This is a genomic window from Bacillus sp. 0102A, from assembly GCF_036765155.1.
Taxonomy (GTDB): domain Bacteria; phylum Bacillota; class Bacilli; order Bacillales; family Bacillaceae; genus Bacillus; species Bacillus subtilis_G.
Genome location: NZ_JBAIZW010000004.1, coordinates 35,308 through 49,534 on the forward strand (window position 1 = coordinate 35,308; position 14,227 = coordinate 49,534).

Below are 14,227 nucleotides of genomic sequence, written 5' to 3' on the forward strand. Positions count from 1 at the left end.
TCCATTAAAAACCGAGCGGGTGCAAGGAGGTGATTTCATCAATTGCCAGTTCAGTCGGCGCGCCGTTTCCGGTCGTGCGGAGCAGGACGGAATCGTTTCTTCTGCCGACAATCACGCCTCTGTACGTTCTTCCATTGGCTTCAATCAAACAAAGTGCTCTCGGCATGTTATGAGGCAGCTTTGTTAAAAAATCAATTTTTTCGTGGATCGTCATCTTGCTCATCGGTTTTTTCACTTTTCTTGCCGGCGGTGCTTTTTCCTCCCCTTTAGCGGCATTATGGACAGCTTCCGGTTCTTTTTCAGGTTTATGCGCCTCAAGTGCAGGCTCTTCCTTTTTTTCCGCTTTCGGAGGCTCGTGTTCGATGGTTTCTTCGACGGTTTCTTCAACGGCTTGCAGCTCTGCTTCCTGTTCCTGCTGCTTCTTTGCGTTCTCTGGCTCTCTCACCTCTTCTATTTGCTGGCTCACTGGCTCAGCGGCAGGCTTATCGTCTGCTTGCTGGACATCTATTGCCACGGCTTCCTCCTGCTGTTTCTCATGGTAGGCAGGCTTTTCCTCTGCTTTGGGCGGAGCGGGTTTGTTGGTCTTTTTTTTAATAACAATCTCCTGCATGGATGACCTTGTTGTTTCTGCATAATCCGGCTGAACAATATACATGAGCGGTTTTTTATCCGCGTTTCTTTTCTTATTAGACATCTTCATCCCTCCGATTGTGTCATGTTCTATCTATATGACAGAAAGCTGAAAATCAGAAGAAATAAAAAAGCAATCCCTGTTCGGGATTGCTTTACATAGGTCCTGCTTAGCGGGCAGTGATATGGAAACCTGAATCAACGTGAAGATTTTCACCTGTAATGCCCCGGGACATATCGCTGAATAAGAACGCAGCTGTATCGCCCACTTCTTCAGGTGTTGTCGTGCGGCGAAGCGGCGCACGCTCTTCGATGTCTTTTAAGATAGAATTGAAATCGCTGATGCCTTTAGCAGATAATGTTCTGATCGGGCCTGCAGAAATGCTGTTAACGCGGATATTTTCTTTTCCTAAGTCGGAAGCCAAGTATTTCACACTTGCATCAAGAGAAGCTTTCGCTACACCCATGACATTGTAGTTTGGCATCACAAGCTCTCCGCCAAGGTAAGTCAAAGTGACAATGCTTCCGCCTTCAGTCATGATCGGACGTGCCGCTTTGACAACAGCTGTCAGAGAGTATGAGCTGATGTTATGAGCCAAAAGGAAACCGTCACGATTTGTGTTTAAGTATTCGCCGACAAGCTCTTCTTTGTTAGCAAACGCGATACAATGCGCGATACCGTGGATCACACCGACCTGCTCCTTGATGCTTGCGAAGCAAGTTTCGATCTCCGCGTCGTTGGTGACGTCGCACGGAAGAATAATGGAATCATTGCGTTCTAACGTTCCGGCAAGCTCTTGAACCGATTTCTCCAGACGTTCTCCTGCGTATGTGAAAATCAAACGTGCCCCCGCTTCATGTAAGGAGCGCGCAATTCCCCATGCGATACTGCGTTTGTTGGCAACCCCCATCACGACAATGTTGCGGCCTTCAAGTGAAAAATTCATATGTATAAAGCCTCCTATATTTAATAAAGACATAGTATTAGTACCTGATCTTAATTGATATCATATCATACCCATGTCCAGATGAAAAGCGCAGACACCGACAAACGTGAAAGAGACCACCATCAGCTGGTGATCTCATCAGCTTGTTTTTAAGCTGTTTCGTTTAAAAGCGAAATGGTTTGTCGGCCCGTGGCCCGATCCGATGCCAAGCGTATTTTCCACCGCTTCGCGGACAAAGTTGGCTGCTATCTCGAATGCCTGATGGATACTGTCACCTTTAGCGGTTTGAGCTGTTAATGCCGCTGCAAAGGTGCATCCTGTGCCATGCGTATGTTTCGTATCGATATAGGGATGGCTGATTTGCATAAACATGCTCCCATCAAAAAGGAGGTCAGTAATTTCATTGTCTTCAGGCTGGTGCCCGCCTTTGATAATCACGTTCTGCGCACCCATCTTTACAAGCTGCTCCGCTGCTTTTTTCCGGTCATCCAGCGAGCGGATTGTCATTCCGGTCAGCGTTTCTGCTTCCGGAACATTCGGCGTAATCACGTAACTTCTCGGAATGAGCAGCTCTTTTAAGGCGGCAACTGATTCATCACGCAGCAAGGATGCACCGCCCTTTGCGATCATAACCGGATCAACAATCACACGGTTAAACCCGTACTCGTCAATTTTTCTCGCCACTTCTTCAATCATTTCAGAATTCCAGAGCATTCCCGTTTTTATGGCGTCCGGTCTCAAATCCTCGGCAACAGCGTCAATTTGCTGTCTAAGCGCCTCTACAGTCAGCGGATACACTCCATGGACGCCCAGCGTATTTTGAGCGGTTACCGCCGTAAGTGCAGACATTCCGAACACATCGAGCTCTTGAAAGGTTTTAATATCTGCCTGTATCCCTGCGCCGCCGCCTGAATCAGAGCCGGCGATTGTCAATGCTTTATATATACCCATTACACTACACTCCTTTGATTACCCGATCCATTTATGATAAATGGATTTTGCCCGGGCAATATCATTCGTTCCATGGATCAATGCTCTGCCGTCCCGGAACAGCACCATTTTCATATCAGCCGAACGGCAGGAAATTAAATACGGGTTTGCGGCTACATCAAGCCCGGCTTGCTTCAGTTGACCCGCCAGCACTTCAAGATCCGTTTCTTTTGTAAAGGATGATCTGATTTGCACCGTGTTCCTGCCGCACAATACAGCCGCTTTTGTTTGATTTTCATATGACAAAAACGGAAAATCCTTTGTGCCGCAGCTTGGGCATGAGTTCTGTTTGAGACCCGCCGCTTTCACCTCTGACCGCTCATTTTTCCATAGGTCAAAGGAGCGCAGCACTGGCTCGCAATTCTCTCCCGTCAGCAGCTTCAGCGCGTCTGTCACCTGAAAGACCGCTACCTGCAATACAGCCGGACTGATGATGCCGGCTGTGTCACATGTCGCTCCGCCAATCGGAAGTGTGTCGAGCAAGCAATGCAGGCAGGGGGTCGATCCCGGCACTACAGTAAAGGTGAGGCCGTAGCTCCCTACACAGGCACCGTAAAGAAAAGGGATCCCTTCTTTGACCGCAGCATCATTTACGATCAGGCGGGTTTCAAAATTATCAGCCGCATCCACAATGATCGAAGCGCCCTTAATCAGCTCAAAGATATTTTCCGCTGTCACATCCAACACAAGGCCAGTGACATCAACATCGCTGTTAATTGAACGGAGACGATGCTCAGCAACGGCCGCTTTTGGCATTTCTTTTTTGACATCATCTTCTGTATACAGCTGCTGGCGCTGCAGGTTGCTCCATTCAACGTAATCTCTGTCGGCAATCTTCACAGAGCCGACACCCGCTCTGACCAGCATTTCTGCACTGGCTGTTCCAAGCGCGCCGGCGCCGATAATCACGGCGCGCGCTTCTTTCAGTTTCTTCTGGCCGGCTGGGCCGATCGGAGCAAACAGCTCCTGTCTGGAGTACCTGTCCGTCATACAGGAAGACCTTCTCCCGGACTGCTTGCCGTTCCGTACTGCTTCCGCGGAATACGTCCTGCCTCATAAGAAAGGCGTCCTGCTTCCACCGCAAGCTTCATGGCATGAGCCATTTTCACAGGATCATTCGCGCCTGATACAGCCGTATTGAGAAGTACGCCGTCAGCTCCAAGCTCCATTGCGTATGCCGCGTCTTTAGGCGATCCGATTCCGGCGTCCACGATAACCGGCACTTTCGCTTGTTCAATAATAAATGACAGATTCAAAGGATTTAAGATTCCTTGCCCAGATCCGATCGGAGATGCCCCCGGCATGATGGCGTGAACGCCAAGTTCCTCCAGTTTTCTTGCCAGCACAACATCATCCGACGTGTACGGGAGCACGATAAATCCTTCTTCAAGAAGCTGTTCGGACGCCTTTAATGTTTCAACAGGATCAGGCAGCAAGGAACGGCTGCATCCGATGACTTCGACTTTAATCATGTCACAAAGCCCTGACGCTTTCGCCAGCCTTGCAATCCGAACCGCTTCTTCAGCGGTCCCGGCGCCCGCTGTATTCGGCAGAAGCGTGTATTTAGATAAATCAAGCTGTTCCAGAAAATTAGGCTGAGACGCTTCAAAAATGTTCATTCTCCGCACAGCAAATGTTAAAATATCAGACTCGGAAACAGCCACCGCTTCCTTTTGGATATCAAACGATGGGTATTTCCCCGTACCCAGCAGCAATCTTGATTGAAATGATTTCCCGCCAATAGTTAACATGCTCATCCGCCTCCTACAAAATGGACAATTTCAATGACATCGCGATCACAAAGCTCAACCTCGTGATAGTGTTCTTTGCCGATAATTTCTTTATTTCTTTCAACGATAACGATTTTATTTTCAAGCTGATAGGACGCCAGCAGATCTTGAATTGTACATGTGTCTTTTTCCCATTTCACGTCTTTACCGTTCAGCTGTAGCATCATATCTGAACCGCCTCCTTGCGATCAATTCGGAATGCGTGCAGCCAGTCTTGATTGACCTCTTTATTCATGATGAGATCACTGATCAAAGCCCCCGTTGCCGGAGCAAGCAGAATCCCATTTCTAAAATGGCCCGCCGCAAATAAAATACGGCTGTCCTCAGGGTGTCTGCCGATGTACGGTTTCCCATCCTTTGTTCCCGGCCGCAGTCCTGCCCAAAAACGATCCACCTTCATATTCTGAATGGCCGGCAGCATCGTTTTTGCTTTTTTCATAACAGATTCCAGTCCGCCAAGATCCGGTATTTCACTCCAGTCACCCGGCTTCATTGTGGCGCCGACAACCAGTCTGCCGCTTTTTCTCGGCACGATATAGCAATGGTCATGGTAAAGTGTTTTTGTCAGCGAGATATCATCATTCCAAACAGACAGGCATTCCCCTTTTACAGGGAAAAATGAGTTGTTCAGCCCGAGCTGTTTAAAAAACATTCCGCTCCACACCCCGCTGGCAACCGCGACATAATCCGCCCATACGTTACCATTCGGTGTCTCGATGGACAGCGCTTCACCGTCACGTTCGACATGCATGACGGGAGTATGCTCAAAAATCTCCGCGCCAAGCGCTTTCGCTGCTTTCGCATATGCCTTACAAACGAAATAAGGCTCAACATGCACATCATCCTGAATAAAGGATGCCCCGAAAATGTCACCGGACGTATACGGCTCTTTTTCTAAAACTTCTTCTTTTGTATGCCAGCTGACTGATTCCAAATCATCCATCTTCCTCAGCCGCAGCACGTCTTCTTCAGAAAACGCCAGCTTAAACATACCGCCGTTATGTCGACTGATATCAATACCAGATAATGGGTAAAGCTCTTCTCCAAGACCTTTGTACAGACGCTGGCTGTGCATGGCGAAGTCAAAAAACGCGTCACGTTCCTCGCACTCGGCATGGGCGCCAAGCATTCCGGCAGCGGCACTTGTTGTTCTGCCGCCCATTGTCCCGCTTTCAAACAATGCGATTGTTTTGTTTTCCTTTGCTAAATGATAAGCAATCGCGGCACCAATAATCCCGCCTCCAATGACTACTGCATCATAATGCCTTTTCATAGCGCATCTCCTTTAGCTTAAGGGAATATCGTCTGGCAGCTTCCAAAGGGTCAGCGGAAGAGAAAATTCCTGACATGACAGCGATGCCGTCTGCACCCGCTTGTTTTACGTCTCTTAATCTGTCCGGTGTCATGCCGCCGATGGCCATAATCGGGATGGACATCCGCTGTTTGATTTCTGACAGCAAGGACATGCCTCTGCCTTCAAGACCCTTTTTGCAATCCGTTTCAAACACATGGCCGAACAATACGTAGTCCGCATCTTCCTTTTCTGCTTGAACGGCTTCCTCCAGTGAATGCACTGACCGCCCGATATGAAGGTGGGGAAATCTGGCTCTGACCTGCTTCGGTGAAAAGCTGTTGCTCGGCAGCTGCACGCGATGAATAGATGAAAAAAGTGCAATATCCACTCGCCCATTCATGACCAATTTTCGTTTATCTACCCCGCCTTCAGAAACAAGCTCAAGCAGTTTCAAAATGTCAGCCGCCGATTTAGACCGTTCTCGAATGTGAATGTAATCAACTTCATTCTGAATCTCTATGATGACTCTCGCTAACGTTTCAACCGGCTTGCAGTCATCAGTTATGGCGTGAAGCTCCAAATTCCTCCACCTCTTTTATGCCGCGGTCAGACCAGCCTTCTTTTTGATAGGCCATTCCCCAAAATTGATACTCATAAAAGCTTGAAATAACAAAATTCTCTTTCATCTTGGCACGCACTTCCTCCGTGCTGTTTTCCGCCAGCTCATCAAAGCGGTTGATTTGCTCTTCGACCTGCTGTCTGAACCAGTCACCGCCGTATGTGCTGATCCACTTCTGATAAATCGGATGCCCCGGATCACATATCAGCAATTTCTCGCCAACCTCGTAATACAGCCAGTAGCACGGTAGCAGGGCCGCTAAGATCTCAGCAAAATTTCCGCTCAAAACCGAACGGTACATATGGGATGTATAAGAGTACGCTGTAGGAGACGGCTTAAAGGCCTTACGCTCTTCATCACTGATGTCCAGCAGCTCCGCAAACTCGCGGTGAAGCGCCATTTCCGCCTCATATGTACCTTGGGCGTGGCTTGCCATCCGGCCCGTTGTATAAAGGTCCTTCGCATAAGCGGCGCCGAACGATTGCACCTTGGCAAAATGCGTTAAATAATAAGAATCCTGAAGCACGTAGTATTTAAAACGGTCAATCGGAAGCGTTCCATCACCGATTCCCTGAACGAACGGATGGACAAAGCTCCCTTCCCACCATTCTGCGGCTGCACTGCGGCATTCTTCTGAAAATTTCACACGTCATTCCCCCTGTCTGATAAATAAAAAAACCACTTTCCCGCAAGGAAAAGTGGTTTGGAATTGGCGTAGTAAACTAACACAAATACCGCTCCACTTCCCTACGCAGGTCTGAACCTGTTCAAGTTATGAGGGTCTAAAAGTCACACTTTTATCTCAGCCCTTATGAAGGACACCCCTAGTGGTTATACGAATACATATTGAATTGTTGTTGCACCTCTATATTAACACGAATCCCTATTTGGTCAAGGTTTATCCTTCTAATGTTTTCTTAAGTTCCATTACATACACCCTAGACCCGGTGACAATTAAGCGGTCTCCCAGTTTCAGCCTTGTATCCCCATGAGGAACGATGCTGTCCACACCTCTAAAAATCCTGACAAAGATGACGTCTCCTGTAAAAGGGAATTCCCGTAAAATCACACCGTCGTACGTGCTGTTTTCCATATTAATTTGATACAGAGAAGACTCTTGGTTCGTGAGCAGCTTCATGACACCAGGCGCTTCTATTAGCGCGCGAAGCAGTGTTTTTGTCGACAGCAGAATAGAAAAGATGTTGATTCCCTGCGCCTTCAAAGTTGCTTCATTCTCGGGTGATCCAACGCTGGCAATGACTCTTCCTGTTCCTTTTTCTTTTGCAAGTAACGCAATGTCCGCATTCATGTCTTCATTCCCAGTTGCGACAACCAGGATATCTGCATCAAAAATGCCCAGTGATTCAAGCGTCTGGTGTTCATAGTCAGAGATGGCTTCAACGGTAAATACTGATTCTGACAGCTTTTCCTCCGCATTCTCTTGATAGACATGCACAACACGCACGTCATACTCCTCTTCCGGCAGTTCAAGAGTAACAGGCAATGTCATTTGGTTTGCGCCGATAAACGTAATTGTCTTTTTCTCCTCCGGGTGCTCTTCCCGTGTGTATAATTTTTTAAATAAGACCGGCGAAAAAATACTGGCAATGACGGCTACTAACGTCAGCGCTCCTGACATATTTGCGCTGATCACGTGAAGCTGCTGTCCGATTGTCGCAGCGGCAATCACGAGCGAGAGCGTTGATGTCAGCAGGAAACCAGACGCCAAAGTGGTTCGTTTATCATACCACTTCTTCAAGTACAGGACAGGAATGATTTTGCTGACTAACAGCGCCAAAAGCAGAAGCGGGATCATGATTAAAATTTTCGGATCTTGGAAAAGGGTCCAAATATCGAGCTTCACACCGACCATTACAAAGAAAATCGGAATTAAGAACCCGTAGCCGAATGAATCCAGCTGCTGAACAAGTTCTTTGTTTGGCGAAAGAAGGGAAACGAGAACCCCCGCTAAGAAAGCGCCGAGAATATTTTCCGCCCCAAGTGATTCAGACAGGGCAACCAGTACGATAATTAACGTAAAAATGGCACGCGTCCCGATCTGAATCGTCCCTTTTGACATCGACTCAACAAATGAGCGATGTTTAAAGACCCGGCCGAAAAAGTAAAGCACCACTCCGGCTGCAAACAGGATCATCAAGAGCCACATGTTCCCGCTGTCTTCTCCGTATAGAGAAGAAAACACAGCAAGAAGAATCATCGTGACCAAATCAGCAATCACGGCAACAAGCAAAATAATCTGCCCGATATTTGAATTCATAATCCGTTCTTCTTTTAACGTTGGAACGACAACACCTAACGAAATCGTTGAAATAATTAGCGTCATTAAAAACGCATTTTCGATAAATCCTGCCAAGACGAACCCATAGGACAGCAGCAATGATAAAATAAATATACCGGCAAAAATAATGGACGCCGTAGCAAACGTATTAGGCGCCGCTTTGCCGTTCGGCAGGAGCTGCTTTTTCTTTCCTTTCTCAAACGATGAAAAATCAATTTCAAGCCCGCTTAAAAACATTAAAAAGATAAATCCGAGCAAAGAAAGCGTCTCAAGCCATGTATCACCCTCGACAACTAAATTAAGACCGCTTTTTCCGATAATCAGCCCCATAATGATTTCTGCAACAACAACCGGGATCGTCAGTTTAAAGCGGTGCAAAAGGATGGGTGTTAAAAATGCAACGATAAGTACAACAACTAAAGATGCGACAGATGAATGCGCCATAATCAGAACCTCCTTTTTAGGTCAGGGTTATTTCAGTTCTCAATCAAAGAACAAAACCTCATTTTTTAAAAAACATAACGCGATTTTAACAAGGATGATGATAAAAAATAAAGTAAAAAGGTCTTATTCCTGTTTAGAAAATAATTCTTCTATAATTTGCACATAAAAGCCTGTGATGACTCGCAGCACTTTGCTCCATAATAAATAAAACAATCGGCAAGGAGGATCACGCATGGCTTACGATATAATCAGCGATATTCATGGCTGCTATGATGAAATGATGGCATTAATCCAAAAGCTTGGCTATACAATGAAAAATGGAGTGCCTGTCCACGAAGAAGGCAGGGTGCTTGTTTTTGCCGGAGATTTAACTGATAGAGGACCGAAATCGATTGAGGTCATCCGCTTTGTAGCCGGCGCTTACGAAAAAGGCGCTGTACGTTATGTTCCGGGAAATCATTGCAATAAGCTGTACCGCTACTTAAAAGGAAACCCCGTGAAAGTGATGCATGGCCTCGAAACAACAGCGGCAGAGCTTGAAGAACTTTCTACAGAAGAAAGAAAAACAGTCAGCGAACAGTTTATGAAGCTGTACGAAACGGCGCCGCTTTACGACATCTTACATAACGGAGAATTAGTTGTCGCCCATGCTGGCATAAAGGCTGACGATATCGGAAAATTTACCCGCAGAGTGAAAGACTTTGTGCTTTACGGCGATGTGACGGGTGAAACGTATCCGGACGGCAGACCTGTCAGACGTGACTGGGCTGCATCCTATAGCGGTAAAACTTGGGTGGTATACGGCCATACACCTGTGAAAGAGCCCCGGAAAGTCAATCGCACCATCAACATTGATACAGGCTGCGTATTCGGAAATAAACTGACAGGCTTTCGCTTTCCAGAACTAGAGACCGTCTCTGTTCCAAGCTCCCTGCCTTATGACGAATCAAGATTTCGCCCAATATAAAAGGAGAGAATTACGGATTCTCTCCTTTTATCAGTTCTTTCATATCTTGAGGCAGTGCAGCATGAAACACCATGTTCTCCTGCGTCAGCGGATGGATAAACGAAAGCTGCTCGCTGTGCAGAGCCTGCCGGCCAATTTCCCGTCTCGTTCCGCCATACAGTGTATCACCGCACAGCGGGTGCCCGAGGTAGCTCATATGTACACGAATTTGATGGGTCCGGCCTGTCTCAAGCTGCAATGTCACCGATGTGATCTCGTCAGTTGCGTGTGTGACATGAAAATGGGTAACAGCCTTCTGGCCGTCCGGTGTCACGATCCGTTCAATAATACTGTCAGGATGTCTGCCAATCGGAGCATCGACTGTTCCTTCCATCTGTGTCATCCGCCCGTGGACCACTGCCGCATACCGGCGTTTCACAAGCCCGCTTTTTTGCGCTGACGATAAAATCGAGTGGGCAAAGCGGTGCTTGGCAACAAGCATGAGACCTGATGTATCCCGGTCCAGCCGGGTGACAAGATGAACTGTCGCCCGCACTCCGTTTTTTTGATAATGATGGATCATTCCATTCGCAATGCTGCCGGATGGGTGCTCTCTCGAGGGGATTGATGATACATAAGGCTGCTTGTTGATCACAAGCACATGCTCATCCTCATACAAGATATCAAGCGGAACAGGCTCTGGCAATAACGTCTCACTCACCTGTTCCTCAGGAAACTTCACGACAAGAAAATCTCCCTCTCTCAAAACGTATTTGACCGTTACATGCTCACCGTTGATCAGCAGGTCTCCCCCGCCAAACTTGATATCGGTTAACAGACGTTTCGAAATTCCCAGTTCACCTGCATATTCCTTTACAGTCATTCCGTTTTCAGCGGAAGTGATGTTCTTTCTGATAAAAAAATGCTCCACGATACGTCCTCTTTCTATTCACCTTTTCCGATAAACGAATCCTGAACTCTTTTCCAAAATGGAAACGGACGGAATCTCGCAAACCTTACATTTTCGGATGCAACTTGGCAGCGAATCGACTTCACGTCTTTATGAAGAAGGGTTAAATGGTCAATTGTCACTTGAAAGTCAACTTCGTTTCTCGGCTTAATCATGCAATCATGATGGGAAGGGAGAAGCAGCGGCGATCCGACCGTCCGGAATACACGGTTATTAATAGAAGCCATTTCCGCGAGCTGGATCGCTCTGATAGACGGATGGATAATCGCTCCGCCCAGCGCCTTATTGTAGGCTGTGCTGCCGGATGGCGTTGACAGGCAAAGGCCGTCTCCCCGGAAGGTTTCAAAGAGCTGCCCCTTGATTTCCACATCAGCCACAAGGCTTCCTTCTATGCTTTTAATTGTACATTCATTCAATGCTAAATATCTTTCTTCCCGCTCGTTTTCGTGATAGGTCACAATCACTTCGAGAAGCGGATATTCGACTGTATGATACGGCGTTTTCGCAATCGCAAGAACAAGCTTTTCAATTTCATGAGGAACCCAGTCGGCGTAAAACCCCAGATGACCCGTGTGAACGCCTACGAATGCTGTTTTGTCCAAGCGGTCGCTGTATCTGTGAAAAGCATACAAAAGCGTTCCGTCGCCTCCGACTGAAATGACGATTTCCGGTTCATTTTCATCCAGTTCCATATCAAAATCCAATAAATACGCCTGTATTTTGCTTTTCAGCGTATCAGAAACTTGATCTCCTTTTGATGATACGGCAAATTTCATGCTTTTCTTCCCCTTTACTATTGTTGCTCGCTTCCTTTTTTCTTTCTTGAAAAGGCAGCTTGAGCTTCCTGTATTTCACCCCTGATCTCCGACATCTCTTCATCAAGCCGGGAAGCTGCTTCAGAAGCACGCTGAAGCCTTAGTTTTACTTTTTCAGGAATGTTTCCGCTGTATTTATAGTTCAATGAATGCTCAATGGTGGCCCAAAAATTCATCGCCAGCGTACGGATCTGTATTTCCACGAGAACATGCTTTTCTCCGGATACCGTCTGTAAGGGATAAAGCACGACAAGATGATATGACCGGTATCCGCTCTCTTTATGTTCCGCAATATAATCCCTCTGATCCACAACGGTGAAATCTTTTCTGGCGAAAAGCATCTCTTTTACGATTTGGATGTCATCGACAAATTGGCACATGATTCTAAGGCCTGCGATATCCTGCATGGTTTCAATTTCATGCAGCGGTATGCTTTTCTTTCTCGCTTTTTCAAGTATGCTTGCCACAGGCTTGACGCGTCCAGTCACAAATTCGATCGGCGAATGGACATCCTCGTATTCATATAGTGTGCGTACCCCCTTGAGCTTCACTTTCAACTCTTCGACAGCCTGGCGGTACGGCACTAAAAAACGCTCCCATTGTTTGTCATCCATCATACATCCCCCAATTCGAACCAGTTTCTATAAAAATACGCGTTTCACTTTATCTTCCATTTCTTCTCCGTAGTTCACATTATCTTTAATATTTTCTAAAAGATATTCCAGTTCCTCATGCAGGCCAGCCAGTTCTATTGATTCGTCTCCCGCCTCTAAAACAACTGGAATTCTTTGTGCATAGGCCTGCTTCAGTTCCGGCCATACATGTTCCTTTATAATGACATATTCAAAAGAATCTGCTAATTCAAGTATGTATACAAAAGCAAAGTGGTCAGAATCAACAAGCATTTGACCTGACGGCTTGCGTTCCGCTTCATTTCCTTCTGCCTCACAGGCAAGGCGAAGCTGATCATCCGATAATATTGCGTTTAAGATTTCGATTCTGTTTTGCATAATGCTCTCCTTTTTCAAAAAAGTACAGATTCATTTTATCATATCAAGCTCAATATTGATAAACGTAACATCTAAAGAGATAATAGTAAAAATAAGATTTACAGGGCGGAAAGGAAGAACAATATGAGCCAAGAAATTGAAATAGAATTTAAAAACATGCTGACCAAACATGAATTTGAGAAAATAACATTAGCACTCAAGCTGACAGAAAAAGATTTTACAGACCAAAACAATCACTATTTTGACACAGACAGCTTTTCGCTGAAACAAAAACATGCTGCGCTTCGAATCCGCAGAAAAAACGGTGAATATGTCCTGACATTAAAAGAACCTGCAGATGTGGGGCTTCTGGAAACGCACCAGCGGCTTTCAGAGATATCGGATCTTGCTGGCTTTTCAGTTCCCGAAGGCCCTGTGAAGGACCAGCTGCACAAGCTTGAGATTAACACAGACGCCATTCAATACTTTGGATCTTTAGCAACAAACCGTGCTGAAAAAGAAACAGAAAAAGGCTTAATAGTTTTAGACCACAGCCGATATTTAAATAAAGAGGACTTTGAAATCGAATTTGAGGCGGCAGACTGGCATGAGGGCCAACAAGCCTTTGAGAAGCTGCTTCAGCAATACAGCATTCCTCAGCGCGAAACCAAAAATAAAATTTTGCGTTTTTATGAAGAAAAACGAAAGTCTATATAAGGTGGAATGACATCGTGAACGTAACGAATTGGGCATCTTTACTTCAGCTTCAGGCATTACAGTCCATATCTAATGCGCGGAGCACAGGCACTCAAAATGATGCGGAAAGCCCGCTCTCAAACTTCAGCTCTTTGCTCAGCCAATATACAAACGGACTAACGAATCAGCAATCACCAGCATCTTCTGCATCGTCAAACCCGCTCAGCCTGCTGAACAGCGCATCTTCAACAGCGCCGTCACTGCTTTCAGCTTATGGGCTTCACTCATATACAAACAGCCATTCGGGTTATATCACAAAAGCGGCAGAGAGCACAGAAACAGTTGCTCCAGAATTATCTTCAAACAAACAAGAAACAAAACAGATCAGTTCGGGAGACTTCTCCATTGACAGCGCGATTAAAAAAGCCGCTGATAAATATGGTGTCGATGAAAAACTAATCCGTGCCGTCATCAAGCAGGAATCAGGCTTTAATACAAAAGCTGTCAGCGGAGCAGGGGCGCTTGGCTTAATGCAGCTGATGCCGTCAACGGCAAGCTCACTTGGCGTTTCCAATCCACTGGATCCGCAGCAAAATGTGGAGGGCGGAACGAAATATTTAAAACAAATGCTGAATAAATACGGCGGCAATGTGTCTATGGCATTAGCGGCTTACAACGCCGGACCGGGAAATGTTGACCGATACGGAGGCATTCCTCCCTTCAAAGAAACGCAAAACTATGTAAAAAAAATAACTTCAGCTTATTACGCATAACCAGAGCGGCTCTTGCCCTCTGGTT

Annotated in this window: 17 protein-coding genes and 1 riboswitch; of the genes, 3 read left to right on the forward strand and 14 right to left on the reverse strand. The window is 46.4% G+C overall.

Features of this window, described 5'->3' with window-relative positions; genetic code table 11:
- Positions 1-4 precede the first annotated feature (4 nt).
- The 10 genes from cotO to V6D41_RS10775 form a co-directional block, all read right to left on the reverse strand.
- Positions 5-700, reverse strand: coding sequence for a spore coat protein CotO (gene cotO / locus V6D41_RS10730; protein ID WP_333518192.1), 696 nt, complete (start codon positions 698-700; stop codon positions 5-7).
- Between the two features lie 100 nt (positions 701-800).
- On the reverse strand, positions 801-1,577 hold the full coding sequence (gene fabI / locus V6D41_RS10735) for an enoyl-ACP reductase FabI (protein ID WP_289346907.1): 777 nt from the start codon (positions 1,575-1,577) through the stop codon (positions 801-803).
- A 138-nt stretch (positions 1,578-1,715) separates the two neighbouring features.
- Entirely contained in the window at positions 1,716-2,528 is an 813-nt protein-coding gene (gene thiD / locus V6D41_RS10740; protein WP_333518193.1) for a bifunctional hydroxymethylpyrimidine kinase/phosphomethylpyrimidine kinase, read from the reverse strand.
- 18 nt (positions 2,529-2,546) lie between these two features.
- Positions 2,547-3,557 (reverse strand): thiazole biosynthesis adenylyltransferase ThiF, encoded by a 1,011-nt coding sequence (thiF, locus tag V6D41_RS10745; RefSeq protein WP_333518194.1) that lies wholly within the window; start codon positions 3,555-3,557, stop codon positions 2,547-2,549.
- The gene (gene thiG / locus V6D41_RS10750; protein ID WP_087993418.1) at positions 3,554-4,324 is read right to left on the reverse strand and encodes a thiazole synthase; all 771 of its coding nucleotides are present in this window, start codon (positions 4,322-4,324) and stop codon (positions 3,554-3,556) included. The genes thiF and thiG overlap by 4 nt, the downstream gene beginning before the upstream one ends.
- Positions 4,321-4,521 (reverse strand): sulfur carrier protein ThiS, encoded by a 201-nt coding sequence (gene thiS / locus V6D41_RS10755; protein ID WP_333518384.1) that lies wholly within the window; start codon positions 4,519-4,521, stop codon positions 4,321-4,323. Before thiS ends, thiG begins: the two co-directional genes overlap by 4 nt.
- Positions 4,521-5,630 carry a glycine oxidase ThiO gene (gene thiO, locus V6D41_RS10760; RefSeq protein ID WP_333518195.1) on the reverse strand — a complete coding sequence of 370 codons (1,110 nt, stop codon included), beginning with the start codon at positions 5,628-5,630 and terminating at the stop codon, positions 4,521-4,523. The genes thiS and thiO overlap by 1 nt, the downstream gene beginning before the upstream one ends.
- Positions 5,614-6,231, reverse strand: a complete 618-nt coding sequence (gene tenI, locus V6D41_RS10765; protein ID WP_148964302.1) for a thiazole tautomerase TenI — start codon at positions 6,229-6,231, stop codon at positions 5,614-5,616. The genes thiO and tenI overlap by 17 nt, the downstream gene beginning before the upstream one ends.
- Positions 6,209-6,916, reverse strand: a complete 708-nt coding sequence (gene tenA, locus V6D41_RS10770) for a thiaminase II (RefSeq protein ID WP_333518196.1) — start codon at positions 6,914-6,916, stop codon at positions 6,209-6,211. The genes tenI and tenA overlap by 23 nt, the downstream gene beginning before the upstream one ends.
- An 81-nt stretch (positions 6,917-6,997) precedes the next feature.
- Positions 6,998-7,106, reverse strand: a riboswitch (TPP riboswitch).
- A gap of 62 nt (positions 7,107-7,168) precedes the next feature.
- Positions 7,169-9,013: a monovalent cation:proton antiporter family protein gene (locus V6D41_RS10775; protein ID WP_333518197.1), complete on the reverse strand. Its 1,845-nt coding sequence runs from the start codon at positions 9,011-9,013 to the stop codon at positions 7,169-7,171.
- A gap of 232 nt (positions 9,014-9,245) precedes the next feature.
- Here V6D41_RS10775 and prpE point away from each other — a divergent pair, with 232 nt between their 5' ends.
- Positions 9,246-9,980, forward strand: coding sequence for a bis(5'-nucleosyl)-tetraphosphatase PrpE (prpE, locus tag V6D41_RS10780; RefSeq protein ID WP_333518198.1), 735 nt, complete (start codon positions 9,246-9,248; stop codon positions 9,978-9,980).
- Positions 9,981-9,990: 10 nt separating this feature from the next.
- On the opposite strand, the gene V6D41_RS10785 is transcribed toward prpE, so the two are convergent.
- The 4 genes from V6D41_RS10785 to V6D41_RS10800 are packed head-to-tail and all read right to left on the reverse strand — an operon-like array spanning position 9,991 to position 12,754.
- On the reverse strand, positions 9,991-10,890 hold the full coding sequence (locus tag V6D41_RS10785; RefSeq protein ID WP_333518199.1) for an RluA family pseudouridine synthase: 900 nt from the start codon (positions 10,888-10,890) through the stop codon (positions 9,991-9,993).
- A 14-nt stretch (positions 10,891-10,904) separates the two neighbouring features.
- Complete coding sequence (locus V6D41_RS10790) at positions 10,905-11,705, reverse strand: NAD kinase (protein WP_003224622.1); 801 nt, start codon at positions 11,703-11,705, stop codon at positions 10,905-10,907.
- Between the two features lie 17 nt (positions 11,706-11,722).
- Entirely contained in the window at positions 11,723-12,358 is a 636-nt protein-coding gene (yjbM, locus tag V6D41_RS10795) for a GTP diphosphokinase (protein WP_087993424.1), read from the reverse strand.
- Between the two features lie 27 nt (positions 12,359-12,385).
- Positions 12,386-12,754: a hypothetical protein gene (locus tag V6D41_RS10800; protein WP_333518200.1), complete on the reverse strand. Its 369-nt coding sequence runs from the start codon at positions 12,752-12,754 to the stop codon at positions 12,386-12,388.
- A gap of 123 nt (positions 12,755-12,877) precedes the next feature.
- Here V6D41_RS10800 and V6D41_RS10805 point away from each other — a divergent pair, with 123 nt between their 5' ends.
- Together V6D41_RS10805 and V6D41_RS10810 are read left to right on the forward strand one after the other, a co-directional pair.
- Entirely contained in the window at positions 12,878-13,450 is a 573-nt protein-coding gene (locus tag V6D41_RS10805) for a CYTH domain-containing protein (RefSeq protein ID WP_148964296.1), read from the forward strand.
- A 14-nt stretch (positions 13,451-13,464) separates the two neighbouring features.
- The gene (locus V6D41_RS10810; RefSeq protein WP_333518201.1) at positions 13,465-14,202 is read left to right on the forward strand and encodes a lytic transglycosylase domain-containing protein; all 738 of its coding nucleotides are present in this window, start codon (positions 13,465-13,467) and stop codon (positions 14,200-14,202) included.
- Positions 14,203-14,227: the final 25 nt, after the last annotated feature.